The sequence below is a fragment of the Enterococcus pingfangensis genome (assembly GCF_005405205.1).
GTDB classification, from domain to species: Bacteria; Bacillota; Bacilli; order Lactobacillales; family Enterococcaceae; genus Enterococcus_A; species Enterococcus_A pingfangensis.
In genome coordinates this window covers 114,681-134,050 of sequence record NZ_BJDP01000006.1, presented here as the reverse complement: position 1 = coordinate 134,050, position 19,370 = coordinate 114,681, and the positions used below count along the sequence as shown (strand labels likewise).

The window sequence follows — 19,370 nt, the reverse complement described above, 5'->3', positions numbered from 1 at the left end:
CTTTTATTATATGTTTTATTTTGTCGTTTACTTATTGAGCTACGATTACCATTGCTGGACGTAATACACGATCATGCAATTGATACCCTTTTTGCAACACATTGACGATTGTTTCAGGTTTTACATCGTCTTCAGCTGGAACTGTTTGAACCGCTTGATGCAAATTAGGATCAAACGCTTCGCCTTCTGCTTGGATTTCTGTAATCCCTTCTTCTTTCAACGCAACAGTTAAACTTTCAAGTACCATTTCTACGCCTTTTTTCAAGCTGGTACCTTGATCATCTGTCACTTCGGTTGCAAGGGCTCTTTCTAAGTTGTCGATCGCCGGCAATAATTTTTTGCCAAGATCTTGCGAACGGTAACGAACTAATTGTTCCCGTTCATTTTTGTTGCGGTTAGACATATTTGCGATCTCAGCACGAGCTCGCAAAAATTTGTCTTCCATTTCATTAAATTTGCTAGTCAGCTCTTCAACTTCAGAAACTTCCGGAATATCGATTTCTTCTGTTTCATTATCCGTTGCTTGAGTTTCTGCCGTTTCGGCTTCTACCAATTCTGCTTCTTCTTGTTTTTTTTCTTCTGCCACTACGCTACTCCCTTTCTTTTTAGGAATCGTTTCTAGTGATATAAATCCAATGAACGATAATAATCGTCCAATGCATTTGTCAACTCGTATTGAAATACTTCCAACAGACCAAAGATTTTTGAATAGGGCATCGACGTCGGACCTAATAATGCGATTGTCCCTCGACCGTGTCCGCGAATTTCATAGTTTGCTTGAATCATACTTAACCGATCAAATAAATCATTTCCCAGCTCAGTTCCGATTCGAACATGGATATCGTTGTCAGATGGCAACAATAATTGTGTCAACTCATCAGAATTTTGCATCAATGAATACATTGACTTGACTTGGTTAAGATCTTGATCCGGATTGAAATTCAAAATATTCATCCGTCCGCTTACAAATACTTTATCCTCAAAGGCATCATTCAAAATTACATCAAATAAATGACCGATTCCTTCAGTCGTTTGAAAATAGCGATGCAAGATCATTGGAATCTCAGTTCTTAATTTCTGGTAAACACTCACCAGCGGCTGCCCTACTAAACGATCATTGATGATTCGAACCATTTTTTCCAAGTCTTGGCTCTCGACATTTTCAGGTATATGGAAAACTTGACTCTCCACATTTCCTTTATCTGTCACGATGATTGCCAAGATTTGCCGATCATTCAACGGAACGATCCGAAAACCGGTCAATGTCCGATCTTTCATCTCAGGACCAAGTGAAAACGCCGTATAGCTAGTAACTTGCGAAAGCATTTTAGCAGACTGCTGAATGATATCATCGATTTCATGAATATCTTTTTTCAACGAGCTGCGGATCTGACCTATCTCTTGACTGCTCACCTTTGTCGGCGTTAGTAAATGATCCACATAATAACGATAGCCTAGAGCTGAAGGGATTCTCCCAGACGAAGAATGAGTTTTCTCTAACAAACCTAATTCTTCTAGGGCCTTCATATCATTGCGGATAGTTGCGGAACTTGCTTTTACGCCTTCTTCCATTAAACTTTTCGACCCCACCGGTTGTCCCGTATGAGTAAAGTCTTGGATGATCAAGCTGAGAATCAGTTTTTGTCTTTCTGTTAACATTCTTCTCATCCTTTAGTTAGCACTCTTTCTTTTTAAGTGCTAACTCGATTATTAATATACCACATTCTCTATAGAAGTCAAGCAAGAAAAACCAAAAATTAGCACTCTCTTAAAGAGAGTGCTAATTTCATTTGCTGATCAAAAATTTTTCAAAAACATCGTTTCCGCGAAACAGACCGGTCTTTGTTAAGCGGATACTGGAATCGGTCTCTATTACCAGCTTTTGCTGCTTTAATTCCTCAATGACCGTTGCGTAGATACTCATTATACTTTGACCAAAACGCGCTTCAAAAACCGCTTTATCGACACCTAAAATTTTTCTTAAGCCTAGGAACATTTCCTCTTCGATCTGTTCTTTTTCCGATAAATATTCTTCTTCAAGCATCGGCAATTGGTCTTCATTCAACGATCTCAAATAATGCTGGATCGGTCCGCGATTTTTGTAACGACGTTTTCCAAGATAGCCGCTCGCTCCGGCACCGAAGCCAAAATAATTTTGGTTGTTCCAATAAACAAGATTGTGTTGGCTTTCAAACTCCGGTTTGGCAAAGTTGCTGATCTCATATTGCATTCTGCCCGCTTTCTCCATCGCCTCGATCGTTTCCGCATACATCTGCGCTTCGACTTCTTGTTCTGGCAACTGCATTTTCCCGCGACGAACCCAATTCATAAACATCGTTTGATTTTCCAAAATCAATGAGTACAGCGCATAATGCGGCAGATCCAATGCTAACGCTCGTTTGACTGTATCACGAAAGCTTTCTAAACTTTGACCGGGTAATGCATAGATCAAGTCAATCGTCACATTTTGGAAATCCTTTTCTTCTAATAATTGGATCGTATCGTACACATCTTGAGCCGTATGTTTGCGGCCGATCTTTTTTAGTAAGCGGTCATCAAACGTTTGAACCCCCATTGATAAGCGATTGACACCATAATTTTTCATAACATCCAATTTATCCGCAGACAGATCACCCGGGTTAGCCTCCACCGTAAATTCACCGCTATTATTATAAGGAAGAATTTCGCGTAAACCGCTCAACAATCGATCTAGCTGTTTCGCGTCAAGTGAGGTGGGGGTTCCGCCGCCGACATAGACCGTCTCCATCTTTTCTATCGGGGTTTTGATCAAAGACAAGCGCGCTTCTTTCAGCAACGCTTCAATATATTCATCTACTGGTTGACCTTCAATAAAAACTTTATTGAAATCACAGTAGTAACAGATATGCTCACAAAAAGGAATGTGAATATAAGCCGAAGTTGATTGTGTCATTTTATTCCTCTTTCTTCTATTAGTAACAATAAGTATTTTATCATACTTATGACCGTTAAAAACATTCAGCGAATTGAAAAAATCTGTAACCGACCGTATTTTTGTGGTCGGTTACAGATTTTAAAAACAGTACTCATTCTGGCAAAAAAGTGAAGTAGCTCTTATTCGATCATTCAGTAATCTCGGCAAATTTCTCCATAAATTTTTGATAATTGATTTCTCCTAGCGCAAAATCTCGACTCAACAAATAGATTTTTTCATTTTTACTTGCTGCTCGTCCGTAAATTTTACTAAGCCGTTCATCTTCATCGCCTAAAGCATGAAGAATATTTCTTTTTTGTACAAAAGCTTCATAATAACGGATTCCAAATTGCCTTTGAGACTCTGCATTGATATGGATACCATCCGGATTCGCACGTAGCTTCTCAGCACTGACAAGATAGCAATTATCTTCAGCTGCTTTTACCATTTCACGGTTGATCTCAGCAAATTCTGTTGCGCTCAAACCAAACCCGGTTTTCCCTAAGAAATCAGGAAGCTCCCCCATAATAATTGGTAGTTCCGGCAAACCAAGTTCCTTGCGAAAATGAGCAAATACCGTTTTTAATTTTTTCGCATAATTTTTATAACGCCCATTTAAGCTGTCATTTTCTCCTTGATGCCACAAAATACCGATCAATTCACTAGACTCCATGGCAAATTTTGCTTCAGCCAGAGCATGGCGAGTCAATAATTGATCTGCCTCCCATTCATCGATCGAACTGCCGCCTTCAGCACAAGGAATCAATCCTATTTTTTCATCTGGATTGTCTTGTGACCAAGCCGCTGCAAAAGATGCCGCTGGGCCAACTCCCGCAACTTCACGATCAAAATGAATCGGTTCGGCCATCATTTGCCACCAACCATTACGCAACATTTCGATATTTTCATTATAGATAGCAGGAACATCACTCAAATATCCCCGTCCCGCCATGTTCGATTGACCAATTAATAAAATTGATTTCATCTTTCTGCACCTCAAATCCTTTGTTTGCCAAACTATAGCCTAGATAGACGATGATAGCAATTATTTTCCTGTAGAAACAGCTCATATGGACATATATTTTCGAAAAAAAGCCGCTGAAAGAATGGTAACCCTTCCAGCGGATTATTTGGGCAAAACTTATTATATGTCGATCTACTAAGTAACAAATTTTTTTAGAGATCGCAGAGAATTTCTTACAATTAAGAAAGATTTATTTCAAAGTCGCCGCTACTTCACCAAGTTGTTTTTCACCAAGATTTATTTGTATTTTCTTATCTTGCATTTCCGGGAAAACGACGATCACAATATCGTCTTTCTCATTTTGTGCTAAAAAGTCTAAATCGACTTGGATCAAGAGGTCCCCCACATCGACTTTTTGTCCTTCTTGAACGAATGAACTAAAGCCATTGCCGTCTAACTCAACGGTGTCCAACCCAAGATGGATCAAGATATCAAGTCCATCTGCTGCTTCCAGCGTCAAAGCATGAAATGAGGGGAAAATCGATTTGATTGTTCCTTTAACGGGAGCATGGATTTTCCCGTCTGCAGGCTTAACCGCAAATCCCTCTCCCATCATCTTGCCGCTAAAGACTGGATCTTTCACTTCTTGCAGGTCGACCACCAATCCATTTACAGGTGTAGTGATTTCGCTCGTTTTATTTTTAAATAGTCCAAACATTTATTACACTCCTTTCGTTTATACGTTTACGACAAATCAACAATCATACAATAAAATAGGACTTAGTTCTTTTTCGAATCATTAGTGTATAATAAATACTAATGTATCTTTATTATCTTGCTTAGGAGGTCCAGCGATGGATTTAGAATTAGTTACTAAAGGAAAGCACTTATCAGATAACGATCGAGCCATTTTGACTTATTTATCTGATTATGTAAACGAGCTAGATGGTGTTTCTTTGAGGAAAATCGCTGCGACACTCTATACTTCACCAGCAACAATCGTTCGTTTGGCACAAAAATTAGATTTCTCTGGTTACTTAGAACTGTTCTACTTTCTAAAAAATCAATACCAGCCAAATAACCAATTCGTTGAGGCAACTGTTGATATTTCTATTCCAACGGAGAAAATCATTCCTTCGATCCAAACAATGAAAGAGATTTATCAAAAAAACCAAGAAAAATTCATCACGATTTATGCGACTGGTTTTTCTAGTATCATTGCGGAATATCTTTATAAAAAATTACTAGTAAATGGCATCAAAGGACTTTTTGTCAACGCCGCGGATTCCTCAGGGATCATCAACAACAATGCCGATAATATCAGCATGATGATCGTTATTTCTAAAGCCGGCGAAACTCAAAAAGTTATTGAGAAAATGCAGTTTTCACAAGAGAAGAATATTCCTACGATTTTATTTACCGGTAATAGTCAATCTCGAGCAACTAAGTTTGCAACGATCATTTTTGAAGTTGCCGACGATCGCCCTTTAGACAGCCAAAATATTAAGTATAACGGCTTCTTCGGTAAATTATTATTACTGATGGAATATATCGTTCAAGAATTTACCCAAAAGAATCAGACAAAATAGTCCGGTGCAATTTTATTATAAACATCTCGCTGGATTGGATCTGGTAAAAAGGCTTGATTTTCTTCAATCCTTTGTTTCGGTTGCGCTAATAAATAGTACAAACCAAAAATTGGTTCATTTTGCGGTGCGTAGTAACAAGGTGTCCCAAAAATATCTGCCGCCAATTCTCCTAATGCCGCAGTTTGGAAAAAGCCGCCGCTTACGGATAGTTCTTCCCCCTCAGCCACTAGTTCAACCAGTTGACGAATATTCAACAACATTCCTTCGATCACGCTGCGAATCATATCAGCTTTAGTGTGTTGGAGCGTTAGATCATAAAAGCCGCCTTTGATCTCATTACTCCAATAAGGCGCGCGCTCCCCATTCAAGTAGGGCCAAAAACGTAAATTGTTTGCACCCGACGATGTGTCTGCCAACAAATCCGGCAGTGTTTTATAAAATAGCGCTGGATCAGCTGACAATTGTTCTGCTGCCCAGGCCAAAACTATCCCGCCATTATTTGAAGGCGCTCCGCTTACTAACAAATCTTCTTTTAAGTAATAACAGAAATTTTGCTTTTTCTGATCCAATTGAATTTTTTTAGTGATCTGCCGAACGGCTGCACTTGTTCCAATCGTTAGACTAGCCGTTCTGCCAGTAGAATAGTAGCTGGCATATGCCGCCAGTGTCCCATCGCTTGCCCCGATCACTACTTGGATCTCTTGAGAAAAATCAAACAATGTCCGTATTTCTGGTAACATTTCAAATGCTTGCGTTGTATCTGCCACAGGTGCCAACTGAGCAGCGTTTATGCCTAAATAATCGAGGATTTCTTTGCTCCATTGCTTTTCTCGTAAATCGAACAACCCGGTAGCAGAAGCTGTGGCATAATCGATGAATGGCTTTCCTGTAAAGTGCTGCATGACCAATTCTTTGATTCCATACCAATGGATCTCAGCTGGATACTGTTTCGTTTCTTGAAAGTATAATAGTTTCGCAAATGGTGACATCGCATGGATCGGCGTCCCCGAAATTTCATAAAACCGGGTTGCTAAATTCGTCTGTTTAAAGCGGTCGATTGCACTTGCCGCTTGGACATCTGACCATAAAAAGATTTGTTTTTTCCCATCATCAGGCATCAAACTATGCATCGCTGTACTAAAACTGATAGTAGCAATTTGTTGGCGCATCCCAGTCGGAATCGCCAAGATCCCTGCCGTTAAAGCAGCTAGCAGTTCATCGCCTGCCTGAAATTTAATTCGATCATCCCCATAAGTTTTAAGCGGCAAATCACTTGTATAAAGCAGCTCATTTTCCTGAATGACACCTAACTTAATCGCTGTTGTTCCAATATCTATTCCCAAAAACATTGACAAAATCACTCACCCTTTACAAAATCATGCCCGCCAAATTGGTTCCGCAATAATGCGACAAGCTTCTCACTTATCTTATCATAATCTTCTGAAGCAAAGCGCGTCATAAGTGCCTGAGTAATCACCGGCAGATTTACATTTAAACGTAACGCTTCTTCCACCGTCCATTTTCCTTCACCCGAAGATGGAATAACTCCAGCAATTTCTTGCATGTCCACTTTTTCTCGATAAATATTTTCTGTCAGCTCCATCAGCCAAGAACGAATCACGGATCCGTGATTAAATACTTGCGCAACTTCACTCATCTCATAATCATAGGGACTATGGTGCAGCAAATTGAACCCTTCGCCGATCGATTGCATCATGCCATATTCGATTCCATTATGGACCATTTTGAGGTAATGACCGCTTCCAGCTGGACCGCTATAAATTAATCCTTTTTCCACACATAGATCAGCAAAAACTGGTTCTAGCTGGTCAAAGATTTCCTTATCGCCACCGATCATCATACACGCACCCTTTTGAGCCCCTGTAACACCACCGGATGTCCCCACATCTAAAAAGTGAATTCCCTTTGCTTGGCACCGTTCGTAATTCCTTTTGCTATCTTGGTAATGTGCGTTGCCCGCATCAATTACAATATCGCCTGCATCTAAAAATTCTAAAATATTCTTGACCATAGTATTGGTCAAATCTCCTGCCGGCAACATCAACCAAATAATCTGCTGCTTGTCATGCTTCTTTAGCTGTTCAATATTGGAATAATAAGTTCCTCCCAATTTAGTTAGTGTTTCAGCGACACTTGGATCAATGTCAAAACCAGCAACTTGATATTGATGGCTTAATAAATTTTCAGCAATCCCCATCCCCATTTTGCCTAAACCGATTACGGAAATCTCCATTACTATTCCTCCTATAATTTTCAGAAAAAGGGTCTAACAACAACGAATCCTTTTGGACATTGTTGTTACACCCTTCATGATTAATGTAGTTCTGGCCAGTAGTCACCATTTTCAATGATTAGATCATCTAACAATTCTTTAGCAACTTGTGCACTCGGAACTGTTTTGGATAGTGTTAGAGCTTGCCACATTTTTTGATAGCTTTTTTCCGCATAGGCTTCGACTACTAATTTCTCAACAGTAACTTGTTGGAACATCAGAGCTTGCTGGAAGGCCGGGATCTGACCTTGCGCCAATGCTTCTGGTCCATCAGTTCCGATGATACAAGGAACTTCTACCATCGCGTCATCAGGAAAGTTCGCAATTGCCCCATTATTTTCAACGATCATCACCATTCGTTCATGAGTATTAAAGGAAATCGCACGAGCTAGATCTACAATAAAAGTCGCATGGGAATCAATATCGAAAGCAATCCCTTCAGCTGAACCATTCGCAATGATTTGACGCGCATGGTCAAAAACATTTTTCTCACGGCCCTGCATGACTTCATTTGCTCGTGTAAATTCTGGATGATCTTTCATGTGTTCAAAAACATAATCAGGATACAAATAATATTTCAAATACGTATTTGGCAGATACTCAGGCGCTACAGCTAAAATATCTTTGGCTTTTTTGTGTGTTTCTTGCCAACTTGGATCTGTATGTTGCGTATCCACTTCGACTTGTGTCAAATACCCATGTTCAGAAACGTACGCACGGATCTGATCGATATATTCATGTCCTGCTTTGTCTTTGACGCTTGTCCACCAGCCGAAATGATTCAAACCAAAATAACGAACTTCTAGTTCTTCTGGTGTTTTGCCAACGATCTGCGACATCCGACGTAATGTGCCGACTGGCATATCACAAATATTCAATACTTTTGAATTTGGACGTAAGACACGGCAAGCTTCAGCTACGATCGCCGCTGGATTAGAATAATTCAACATCCAACAATCTGGTGAATATTTTTCCATGTAATCGATAATTTCTAGCATTCCTGTGATACTGCGCATCCCATAAGCGATTCCGCCAGGTCCGCAAGTTTCTTGCCCAAATACGCCATGACGCAAAGGAACTTTTTCATCTTTTTCCCGCATTGCATATTTTCCAACTCGAATATGTGCCATACAGAAATCAACATCTGTAAAAGCAACCTCTGGATCTGTCGTGTATAAGAAATCGATCTCAGGTGCTTGTTCTTTCAAAAGGATTTCTAACGCTTCCCCAAGGACGCCTTGTCTCTCCCCATCATTATCATATAATTTCAATGTCCGTAACGGAAAACGGTCTAAATTATCTAACATCATCATAACGATTCCTGGAGTAAAAGTACTTCCTCCGCCGGCAATTACTACTGAAAATTTTTTCATCACTATTCGTCTCCTCTGTCTCTACCTAAATATTTTTCAAGTTTTTCTCGTACTTGCGGCACGGTCAAGCCATAGACCACATGTACATTTTCCCCATTGCTGATGACCCCTTTTGCTTGGGTCTGATCTTTTAACAATCCTTCATCTACTAAACTTGGATCAGCCAGCTTCAAACGCAGTCGAGTATAACAATTATCAATTGTTTTGATATTTTCAGCGCCGCCTAAGCCATCAACAATTTTTTGTGAAAATTCGTCTGCCACTGTTGCGGTTGCGAGTACGCCGTCAGTGGAACCTTGTCCTTTTTTCTCGTTGTATTCTTTTTTCGAATAAAGTTTTGTTTCTTGCTCGTTGTCTTCACGTCCGACTGTCTTGAAATTGAATTTAACGATCAAGAAGCGGAAAATAAAGTAATAGATGAAGAAGAACGCGATTCCTACTAAAAGATAGATTGTCCAGCGAGTCTTTTCTGTTCCCAATGGAATGTTATAAAGTAAGAAGTCGATAAAACCATTCGGACCGATTGCTCGTGAACCAAAGATATTTAAAACTACCATGCTCAAGCCACTTAAAGCTGAATGGATAACAAACAGTGCCGGTGCAACAAACATAAATGAAAACTCGATAGGCTCTGTCACTCCAGCGACAAATGATGTTACTACTGCCGGAATCAAGATTGCTTTTACTTTGGTTTTATTTTCTGGTTTAGCTGTTTGATACATAGCTAAGCAGGCTCCGATCAAACCAAACATTTTTGAAATTCCTCGAGCATCCCAGATCACACTTTGTGAAAGAACTTTGACCGCCGGATCAGCGATCTCAGCAAAGTAAATATTACGTGCGCCTTCAAATACTTGACCACCAACTTCTGCTACACCGCCAAGTGAAGTATATAAAAATGGCGTATAGATCAAATGATGCAATCCTGTTGGGATTAATAGTCGTTCCAATGAACCATATAAGAAAATACCAAAATTCCCTGTTTTTTGAATGATACCGCCTAACCCATCAATTCCTTGCTGAACCACCGGCCAAACAAATGAAAGAACAATGGCTGCTAATACTAATACTGGAATCAGTACAATAAAGACGAAGCGTGCACCACCATATACTTGAAAAGCATTACTAAAAGTCGTATCAATAAAGCGATTATGAATTAGTGCAACAACAACACCTAAAATAATACCTAAAAAAACGCCCATATCTAACACTTGGACTCCTAAGACCAGTGCTTGCCCTGAACCTTGCAATTGATCTGGTGCTACCAGCATATCGCGCAATTCCATAAATTTGTTCATAGCATATAAGAAAACTAAATAACCTAACAGTGCAGTAAATGCGGCTTTAGCTTTTTTCTTATTCGCCAACCCTAAAGCAATCCCCACACAGAAAATAACTCCTAAATTTGTTAAAACTGGTAATAACGCCGCAGATAAGATACTCCCAAAGCCCATTGTGATTGGATTATCTAAAAAGCCAAAGGTCTCAATTAATCGCGGATTTGTAAAAACGTTTCCAATTGCAATTAAAATACCGGCAATCGGCAGGATCAAAACCGGAACAAACATCGCTTTTGAAAATTTCTGCATGCCATCCATGATTTTCTCTTTCATCATTTTAACTCCTTCTTTTTATGATGTGTTCAGTATACGAGACGCCGTTCTAAAAATAAATAGGTACCGCTTACAACTCAACGTATTTCACGAACTGAAACACGTTTCATAACTACACAAAAAAACGAGCTTCCATAATAGGAAACTCGCTAAAGTCTGTTTGAACAGAATTTTGATTATTCCGCAGCATTTGTGTCTTTGATATTCTCCTCATAATACTTAGTTTCTTACTAGGACTTTTAATTGATATGGAACCACAGATTATCAATACGCCAACAGGAAATGATAAGTCCAGCTTAGACCTTTCAACTCCTCTAGTAGATTACCTTATACTATCGCGTCCCCCATGTAGGAGTTGTTTGGATTATATATCCTCTATAATAGCAAACGATTAAATACGTTATCATAATTAGCAATGTTGAGGTTATAGAAACAAATTTTACTGCTTTTTGTGATGATACTAGATTATACTTGTAGCTTACAAGCTGAGTAAACGGTAAAAAACAAATAATAAATGGGTGAAGATACCTCCCACTTAGTTCATCGAGCGCTTGCATCGGTTTATTCAACATCAAATAAAATCCTGCATATATACCAAACCAATTAATGAAAAAGACAATAATCGTTCCTAATATGAAGAATAAATTCCATGAATGCTTCTTTTCAGTCATCATTACAAAAAATAAGGACAAAATCCAAAAGATATTAAACATATCCGGCAAGATCGTAGGTGCTACGTTAAATAGTGTTCTTCCTCTGCGCCCCATAGTCGCTACATTGAAATAAGAATTGAAAAATTGTCTCGCAAAATTTTCTAAACCAAATATTCTATTTGAATAATAAATCCCAATACAAAGTATAATTAATAGTATTATCCAAAAAATAATACGTAGCTGTCTACTTTGCTTTCGATATAACTTTATGATTCTATTAGTAAACATGGGTAAAAATAGTAGCGAGGGCAAGATAAAGATATAATTGTTCTTCGCAAAAAATATTAGGAGAATAGTAAGCAAAGTGTAGCTAATCTGTTTTTTCGAAGCTTTCTTAAAATCACTTAATTTAGCTAGCGTCAGCAGATTTACTGCAAAAGCTGAAACGACAACATAGGAAAAAACGTCATAGCTTGGACTAGCCAATTTTTGGATAAATGGAACTGAAAATAGCATAAATAAGGACCATTTACCTACGCTGCTAAATCTAATAATAAAAAATAAACATATTGCAAAAAAAACTAGATTTGCCAATCTTGAAAAAATAAGTATAACACCATAACTTGGATAAATGAATCTGCCAATTAAACTTCCAATAGCAGCCGGCATATGCCCGACATCTATTCCAAGAGTTGAGTTATCATCCTTTTGAAGATTAAAACTCACCTTATCTTTTTCAACATCAGGTAATTTAGTTCTAAAGAAAGAATCCACGTCAAAATTTCGCTCTCCTAAATTTTCAGAAATTGTTACTAATTCAATAGCACGCACAGCATCCGTTTCCATTGAAATAGGATTATTTCTAGAAAAAATGGTATAGCTTCTACTCAGATGATAACCTTCATCACCATTTGTTAAAGGAAAAGTGACGAAAGTTGAAATGACTCCAAAAGCAATAATAATAAACAAGAAAAAGAATTCTGGAAAGCTACGTTCACGCACTAAAGAATGTTTCATCATTGATCTCCTTTAATCAACATCAATAAAAATAGGATGTTTTTTATATTTATACTAATTTATGATAACTGTTAAAAAGACTCAGTTCAATCTGATTTCTAAAATTATTGAATATAAAAAAACGAGCTTCCATAATAGGAAACTCGCTAAAGTCTGTTTGAACAGAATTTTGATTATTCCGCAGCGTTTGTGTCTTTGATACCGTATTTTTTGTTGAAACGGTCGACACGTCCATCTGCTTGCGTGAATTTTTGACGTCCAGTGTAGAATGGATGAGAGTCTGAAGTAACTTCGACACGGATTACTGGGTAAGTATTTCCGTCTTCCCATTCAACTGTTTCTTGTGAAGATTTTGTAGAACCTGACAAGAATTTGAAACCTGTAGTTGAGTCCATAAATACTACGGGATGATATTCTGGATGAATTCCTTGTTTCATAGTTTTTTTCGCTCCTTTGCCCTGAATCATTTGCTGGTTCAGAGTTATTTTTGCAATTTGCAACATGAATATACTATCATGAATGATTCGACAATGCAATTATCTTTTTTGATTTCTGCGCGGAGTTTTCCCACCGAAAGAAACATCCTTAAATGCTTTAAAAACATCTTCATTCGTCTTTGATTTCTTTAAGAAATTTATAAATTGCGAGGTATATTCCAACGAATCGCCGGTCATATTGTTGCGGATTTTCCAGATCTCTTCCAGTCGCGGCGGCGACATTAGTAAATCTTCTTTACGAGTCCCGGATTTTTTGATATCGATTGCTGGGAAGACGCGGCGTTCGGATAATTCACGGGATAATTGTAATTCCAGATTACCTGTTCCTTTAAATTCTTCATAGATCACATCATCCATCCGACTGCCAGTGTCGACAAGTGCTGTTGCTAAAATCGTCAAGCTACCGCCCTCTTCAATATTTCGAGCAGCCCCAAAGAATTTTTTGGGTTTGTAAAGAGCCGCTGGATCGATCCCGCCGCTTAATGTTCGGCCGCTGGGCGGAACGACTAAGTTATAGGCACGAGCCAAACGCGTGATACTATCCATCAAAATGACTACATCTCGTTTATCCTCGACTAAACGCATCGCCCGTTCCAATACTAATTCAGAGACTCGAGTATGGTTTTGCGGTTGCTGATCAAAAGTTGAATAAACTACATCGCCTTTGACGCTGCGTTCTAAGTCTGTCACTTCTTCTGGTCGTTCATCGATTAACAAAACGATCAATTCGACATCTGGATGATTATCAGTGATACCGTTCGCGATTTCTTTAAGGATCGTTGTTTTTCCGGCTTTAGGCGGCGCAACGATCAAGCCACGCTGACCAAATCCTACCGGTGAGAAAATATCGATCATTCGAGTAGACAAACGACCGGGAGTTGTTTCTAAAATCAATTGTTTATCTGGATAAAGTGCGGTTAGCGCTGGAAAATGCGGGCGTTCTTTAGCTTCTTCCGGATCTTTGCCATTGACACTTTCCACGTGCATCAAGCCATAATAGCGTTCTGACTCTTTGGGCGGACGCGCTTTTCCGGCTACTTTATCACCATTTCGCAAGCTGAAACGACGGATCTGTGAAGAAGAGATATAAATATCTTCCGCACTTGAGCCATAATTGATTGGACGCAAAAAACCATAGCCGTCTTGTCCGACGATATCCAAGATTCCTTCCATATAAAAGAAGCCTTGTTTTTCTGCTTGTGCTCGAATCACCGCTAACGACAATTCTTTTTTATTCATCTGGCTATAATAAGGAATTTTAAAATCTTTCGCATACGTATAGATTTCTTTCAGCGTCTTATTTTCAAGTTCCGCCATTGTTAAATAATCGCTCATTATTCCGCCTCTTCCTCGTCGATCATTTCAATAGTTGCACCTAGAGCCGTTAATTTTTCAATAATATGATCATAGCCGCGTAAAATATATTCCACGTTAAAAATCGTTGTTTTGCCTTTGGCCATCAAGCCGGCAATCACTAAACAAGCCCCTGCGCGCAGATCAGAAGCAACGACCTCTGCACCATGTAATTCATTTGGTCCATTCAATACGATCAAGTTGCCTTCTACTCGAGCGTCAGCGCCCATCCGGACCAATTCAGGAATATGATTCACGCGTTTTGAATAAATCGTATCGATGATTTCAGAAGTACCTTGCGCTTTTAGTAATAATGGCGTCAGCGGTTGTTGTAAATCTGTAGCAAATCCTGGGTAAGGCGATGTCGTTACATCGACTGTTTTCAGATTTTTAGAAGGCAACACTTCAATGCTGTCTTCTGAGATATTCATCTCGACGCCGATTTCTTCTAATTTTGCGATAAAACTTTCAATATGTTCATAAATGACATTGTTGACCGTCACACCTTCGCCGATTGCCGCAGCCAATGCTAAATAAGTACCCGCTTCGATTCGGTCAGGAATAATTGAATGGACACAACCATGCAATTCTTCTACGCCTTCGATTCGAATTTCATCAGTACCTGCTCCACGGATCCTTGCCCCCATATTGTTCAATAAGGTAGCAACATCAATGATTTCTGGTTCTTTTGCCGCGTTTTCAATCGTTGTTCTGCCTTTTGCTTTGACCGCAGCCAGCATCACGTTAATGGTCGCACCAATAGAAACCACATCCATAAAGATCCGATCCCCGGTTAACCCGTCGTTATCTGTTCGCAAATAAATCACACCGTGTTCATTTGAAACCTCGGCACCTAAACTTTCAAAGCCTTTAATGTGCAAGTCGATTGGACGCGGACCTAAGAAACATCCACCAGGCAGACCGACGACTGCTTCGCCAAATTTGCCTAACAAAGCGCCCATAAAATAATAAGACGCACGTAATGAGTTGATCTTGCCATTTGGCATTGGAATCGACACAATCTTAGTCGGATCGATCACCATCGTATTATCTTTAAAAGAGACTTCTGCCCCCATAATTTCTAAAATTTCGATCAATGAATGGACATCTTGAATATCCGGAACACCTTCTAATGTTACTGGCGAGTCCGCCATAATTGCTGCTGGGATCAATGCGACTGCACTATTTTTCGCGCCGCTGATTGTAATATTGCCTGATAATGGCTTTCCGCCATGGATTTCGATTTTTTTCATTTATTTTCACCTAATTAATTATTTTGAAATTTATAGACCATTATCCATTTTATCATATTATCGCATGCATAAAAAGGAAGCATTCTCAAAACTCAGTAGAAAATAAAGAGATTTTTCATGTTAAATCATTTTTGGTTCCCGTTCTCTCCTAAAATATATTATTTTTTTAGTAAAAAGAACTAGAAATAACTTTTATGGCTGACTGATCAGAATTTTATCGAGAACAAAAAAAGCCTCGAAGCAAATGCTCCGAGACTAGAAAAAACTAATTAAGCTTTGTTAGCTGAACCGAACCAGTCGATATGTTCTTCAGCATCTTTAACGATTGCAGCAACACCTGGTGCTAACAATTTACGAGGGTCAAAGCCTTTTCCTTCTTTATCTTTGCCAGCTTCGATATATTCACGAGTTGCTTTAGCAAATGATAATTGGAATTCAGTATTTACGTTAACTTTAGAAATACCCATTGAGATAGCTCTTTGGATTTGTTCTTTAGGAATACCTGATCCGCCGTGTAATACTAAAGGAACATCAGAACCTACAGCGTCAGCGATTGCTTGTAAGTGGTCAAATGCTAGACCTTTCCAGTTTTCAGGGTATACGCCGTGAATGTTACCAATGCCGCATGCTAAGTAGTCGATACCTGTAGCAACCATTTGTACACATTCATTAACATCAGCTAATTCGCCAGCACCGATGATGCCGTCTTCTTCGCCGCCGATTGAACCAACTTCACACTCAACAGAAATGCCTTTAGCATGAGCTTTTTCAACAACGTCTTTAGCCAATTTCAAGTTTTCTTCAAATGGAAGATGAGAACCATCAAACATGATTGAAGTATAGCCAACTTCGATACATTCTAAAGCAGCTTCATAGTCACCATGGTCTAAGTGGATTGCAACTGGTACAGTGATACCCATTGAATCAACTAAGTTAGTGATGATATCTTTAGCAACTTTGTATCCGCCCATGTATTTTGCAGCGCCCATTGAAGTTTGAATAAGAACTGGTGCTTTTTTAGCTTCTGCGGCTTTTAGAATTGCTTGAGTCCATTCTAAGTTGTTCGTGTTAAATCCACCAACTGCATATCCGCCTTTACGTGCAGCTTTTAAGAATTCTGCTCCTGATACTACTGGCATAAAAAATTCCTCCTAAGGTTTTTTACTATTTGGTTAAGCCGTGCTTAACTAACGTGTTAATTCTATCAAAGTTTTACCATCTTTGCTACTCCAAACCTTCCGATAAAACCTTTACATTTCAACTTTTTTTACTTTTTTCGCCAAACTTGCCTGTAAGTTGGACTGGAATTTCCCTAACGCAAAAAATCAATGACGCAATTCTTCAACTAAATAATTTGATCATTCGTCGCCGCTTTTATGATTTAGTCAGCATCTTAATGAACTAGAAAAATTGGATAAATAATCAATTCATATCAGAAAAGTGATTTGGCAAAAGCGACAAAAAAACTGAAAGGCAGCTCTGCCCTTCAGTCAGCTTTACTATTATGCTTCTTGGTTTTCCAATGACGCACCAACAAATGCTTTGATCAACGGTTGTGGACGGTTTGGACGAGAAATCAATTCTGGGTGGAATTGGCAACCCACAAAGAATTTATTTTCAGGAATTTCAACGATTTCCACTAAACGGTTGTCTGGAGAAACACCTGAGAACACCAATCCTTTATCTTCAAATAATTGACGATATTGGTTGTTGAATTCATAACGGTGACGGTGACGTTCTTGGATAACTTCTTCATTTCCATAAGCAGCTGCAGTTTTAGTTCCTTTTTTCAACTTACATGGGTAAAGTCCAAGACGCAATGTTCCGCCTAAGTTTTCAATGTTTTCTTGATCTGCCATCAAATCAATGATGTTGTTCGCTGTATCCGGAACTGTTTCAGCTGAGTCCGCTTCGCCAAGTCCAGCCACGTTGCGGCCAAATTCTACACAGGCCATTTGCATTCCTAAACAGATCCCTAAGAACGGCACATCGTTTTCACGTGCGTAACGGATCGCTTCAATCTTGCCTTCGATCCCACGATCGCCAAAACCGCCGGGTACTAAGATACCGTCAGCGTCGGCTAATTTTTCTGCAACATTTTTGCTAGTCACATCTTGTGATTGGATCCAGTTGATCTCGATATCTGAATCAAATGCAAAACCAGAATGTTTCAATGCTTCAACTACAGAGATATAGGCATCTGGCAATTCCACATATTTACCGACTAAAGCGATTTTCACTTTTTTCTTAAGATTCAAGACTTTTTCTTCAAGCGCACGCCATTCAGTCATATCCGCTGCCGGTACATCTAATTTCAAGTGATCACAAACGATTTGATCCATTCCTTGCGCTTGCAATGCTAACGGAATAGAATAAAGTGTTTCTACATCGCGAGATTCAATGACTGCTTCAGGTTCCACATCACAAAATTGCGCCAATTTATTCTTCGTGCTTTGAGAAACTGGTTGTTCTGTTCGAACGACCAAGATGTTTGGTTGGATCCCTAATCCGCGTAATTCTTTTACACTATGTTGTGTAGGCTTCGTTTTCATTTCACCCGCAGCTTTCAAATAAGGAATCAATGTCGTATGGATATACATCACGTTATCGGCTCCAACTTCAGCTTTCATTTGACGCAATGCTTCTAAAAATGGCAATGATTCGATATCGCCGACGGTTCCGCCGACTTCTGTAATGATGACATCTGAATCTGTCATCTTAGCAGCCCGCATGATTTTTGATTTGATTTCATTGGTGATGTGCGGGATCACTTGGACTGTCGCACCTAAGTATTCACCTTTACGTTCTTTGCGAATAACTTCTGAATAGATTTTTCCTGTCGTTACGTTGGAGTATTGATTCAAGTTGATGTCGATAAAACGTTCATAGTGACCCAAGTCTAAGTCCGTTTCTGCACCATCATCTGTTACAAAAACTTCTCCATGCTGGTAAGGACTCATCGTACCTGGATCGACATTGATGTAAGGATCAAATTTTTGGATGGTAACTTTTAATCCCCGATTCTTAAGCAAACGACCTAATGATGCTGCCACGATCCCTTTGCCGATTGATGAAACTACGCCGCCAGTTACAAAAATATATTTTGTCATAAATGAAAAAACTCCTTCATACTAATTTGCAGGAAACGTCTAGAAAAAACAAATAAAGCTCCCTATCCAATTTGAATAGGGAGCTGTGAATTCACTAAACACTTGACCCTTACTAAAAGGGTGCCCAAGCTGTATAATACCGACACTTGGAGAAAATGTCAACTGTAATTATTCATTGCGGCATTTTTTTAATTGAAGAAACGGCTGAAAAAGCTTTTCTTTTCTTTAGGCTCTTCATCATCTTCCGGATTCGTTGGATATTTTGCTTCAATATCGATGATTTCTTCATTCACTGCGTAATCAGTTACTAATAATATCCCGATGCTATCTTCTGATTCGGCGGTCGCATCATTGACGATGGTAAAATCAGCGGCATTTTTTGAAGCCAGACCAATAAAAACACGTTGCAGTTCTTCAGAAACCGCGCCATTGATCAGTAATTTTCCATCGGGGTGTTGCTTGATCTCTTCAATCAAATTCTGTTGATCTTGTTTGTTGTGCATCTCTCCTACGGTCATACTTACAAAACAACGCTCCCGAAATGTTCCCAAATATTTTCTCTGCTCCTCTGGATTGATTCGCGGCGAGCCATAACGTCCTTTATCTAAGTGCTGCTGTACTTCATCTTTTGCCAATCTGTTCACTTCCTTATAAATAAATTTTTCTTTAAAACTAGTATATCAAAAAAGCATAAAACTTGCT

At 39.1% G+C, this 19,370-nt stretch carries 17 protein-coding genes; 1 reads left to right on the top strand and 16 read right to left on the bottom strand.

Annotation, left to right across the window (positions count from 1 at the left end; all coding sequences use genetic code 11):
* Positions 1-31: 31 nt before the first annotated feature.
* From grpE to FFM63_RS04740, 5 genes are all read right to left on the bottom strand, one after another.
* The gene (gene grpE, locus FFM63_RS04760) at positions 32-613 is read right to left on the bottom strand and encodes a nucleotide exchange factor GrpE (protein WP_281276894.1); all 582 of its coding nucleotides are present in this window, start codon (positions 611-613) and stop codon (positions 32-34) included.
* A 5-nt stretch (positions 614-618) separates the two neighbouring features.
* Positions 619-1,659 carry a heat-inducible transcriptional repressor HrcA gene (gene hrcA, locus FFM63_RS04755; protein ID WP_137609174.1) on the bottom strand — a complete coding sequence of 347 codons (1,041 nt, stop codon included), beginning with the start codon at positions 1,657-1,659 and terminating at the stop codon, positions 619-621.
* A gap of 127 nt (positions 1,660-1,786) precedes the next feature.
* Positions 1,787-2,932 carry a radical SAM family heme chaperone HemW gene (hemW, locus tag FFM63_RS04750; protein ID WP_137609173.1) on the bottom strand — a complete coding sequence of 382 codons (1,146 nt, stop codon included), beginning with the start codon at positions 2,930-2,932 and terminating at the stop codon, positions 1,787-1,789.
* Positions 2,933-3,101: 169 nt separating this feature from the next.
* A complete protein-coding gene (locus FFM63_RS04745) occupies positions 3,102-3,938 on the bottom strand; it encodes a sialate O-acetylesterase (RefSeq protein WP_137609172.1) in 837 nt (278 codons plus the stop codon).
* 229 nt (positions 3,939-4,167) lie between these two features.
* Positions 4,168-4,635, bottom strand: coding sequence for a PTS sugar transporter subunit IIA (locus FFM63_RS04740; protein WP_137609171.1), 468 nt, complete (start codon positions 4,633-4,635; stop codon positions 4,168-4,170).
* A gap of 136 nt (positions 4,636-4,771) precedes the next feature.
* Here FFM63_RS04740 and FFM63_RS04735 point away from each other — a divergent pair, with 136 nt between their 5' ends.
* Positions 4,772-5,506 (top strand): MurR/RpiR family transcriptional regulator, encoded by a 735-nt coding sequence (locus FFM63_RS04735; protein ID WP_137609170.1) that lies wholly within the window; start codon positions 4,772-4,774, stop codon positions 5,504-5,506.
* On the opposite strand, the gene FFM63_RS04730 is transcribed toward FFM63_RS04735, so the two are convergent.
* The 11 genes from FFM63_RS04730 to FFM63_RS04680 form a co-directional block, all read right to left on the bottom strand.
* Complete coding sequence (locus FFM63_RS04730; RefSeq protein ID WP_137609243.1) at positions 5,494-6,855, bottom strand: gluconokinase; 1,362 nt, start codon at positions 6,853-6,855, stop codon at positions 5,494-5,496. The two genes, FFM63_RS04735 and FFM63_RS04730, sit on opposite strands and share 13 nt — an antisense overlap.
* Positions 6,856-6,863: 8 nt before the next feature.
* The gene (gene gnd, locus FFM63_RS04725; RefSeq protein ID WP_137609169.1) at positions 6,864-7,760 is read right to left on the bottom strand and encodes a phosphogluconate dehydrogenase (NAD(+)-dependent, decarboxylating); all 897 of its coding nucleotides are present in this window, start codon (positions 7,758-7,760) and stop codon (positions 6,864-6,866) included.
* Positions 7,761-7,840: 80 nt separating this feature from the next.
* Positions 7,841-9,172 carry a 6-phospho-alpha-glucosidase gene (locus tag FFM63_RS04720; RefSeq protein ID WP_137609168.1) on the bottom strand — a complete coding sequence of 444 codons (1,332 nt, stop codon included), beginning with the start codon at positions 9,170-9,172 and terminating at the stop codon, positions 7,841-7,843.
* Between the two features lie 2 nt (positions 9,173-9,174).
* Positions 9,175-10,785, bottom strand: coding sequence for a PTS transporter subunit EIIC (locus FFM63_RS04715; protein ID WP_137609167.1), 1,611 nt, complete (start codon positions 10,783-10,785; stop codon positions 9,175-9,177).
* 332 nt (positions 10,786-11,117) lie between these two features.
* On the bottom strand, positions 11,118-12,455 hold the full coding sequence (locus FFM63_RS04710; protein WP_246033283.1) for a glycosyltransferase family protein: 1,338 nt from the start codon (positions 12,453-12,455) through the stop codon (positions 11,118-11,120).
* A gap of 173 nt (positions 12,456-12,628) precedes the next feature.
* Positions 12,629-12,892, bottom strand: coding sequence for a type B 50S ribosomal protein L31 (locus FFM63_RS04705; RefSeq protein ID WP_010739538.1), 264 nt, complete (start codon positions 12,890-12,892; stop codon positions 12,629-12,631).
* A gap of 99 nt (positions 12,893-12,991) precedes the next feature.
* Positions 12,992-14,287 (bottom strand): transcription termination factor Rho, encoded by a 1,296-nt coding sequence (rho, locus tag FFM63_RS04700; RefSeq protein WP_137609166.1) that lies wholly within the window; start codon positions 14,285-14,287, stop codon positions 12,992-12,994.
* Positions 14,287-15,558, bottom strand: coding sequence for a UDP-N-acetylglucosamine 1-carboxyvinyltransferase (gene murA, locus FFM63_RS04695; protein WP_137609165.1), 1,272 nt, complete (start codon positions 15,556-15,558; stop codon positions 14,287-14,289). The genes rho and murA overlap by 1 nt, the downstream gene beginning before the upstream one ends.
* A gap of 269 nt (positions 15,559-15,827) precedes the next feature.
* Positions 15,828-16,697: a class II fructose-bisphosphate aldolase gene (locus FFM63_RS04690; RefSeq protein ID WP_137609164.1), complete on the bottom strand. Its 870-nt coding sequence runs from the start codon at positions 16,695-16,697 to the stop codon at positions 15,828-15,830.
* Between the two features lie 363 nt (positions 16,698-17,060).
* Positions 17,061-18,668 (bottom strand): CTP synthase, encoded by a 1,608-nt coding sequence (gene pyrG / locus FFM63_RS04685; RefSeq protein WP_137609163.1) that lies wholly within the window; start codon positions 18,666-18,668, stop codon positions 17,061-17,063.
* Between the two features lie 188 nt (positions 18,669-18,856).
* Complete coding sequence (locus FFM63_RS04680; protein WP_137609162.1) at positions 18,857-19,303, bottom strand: YueI family protein; 447 nt, start codon at positions 19,301-19,303, stop codon at positions 18,857-18,859.
* Positions 19,304-19,370 lie beyond the last annotated feature (67 nt).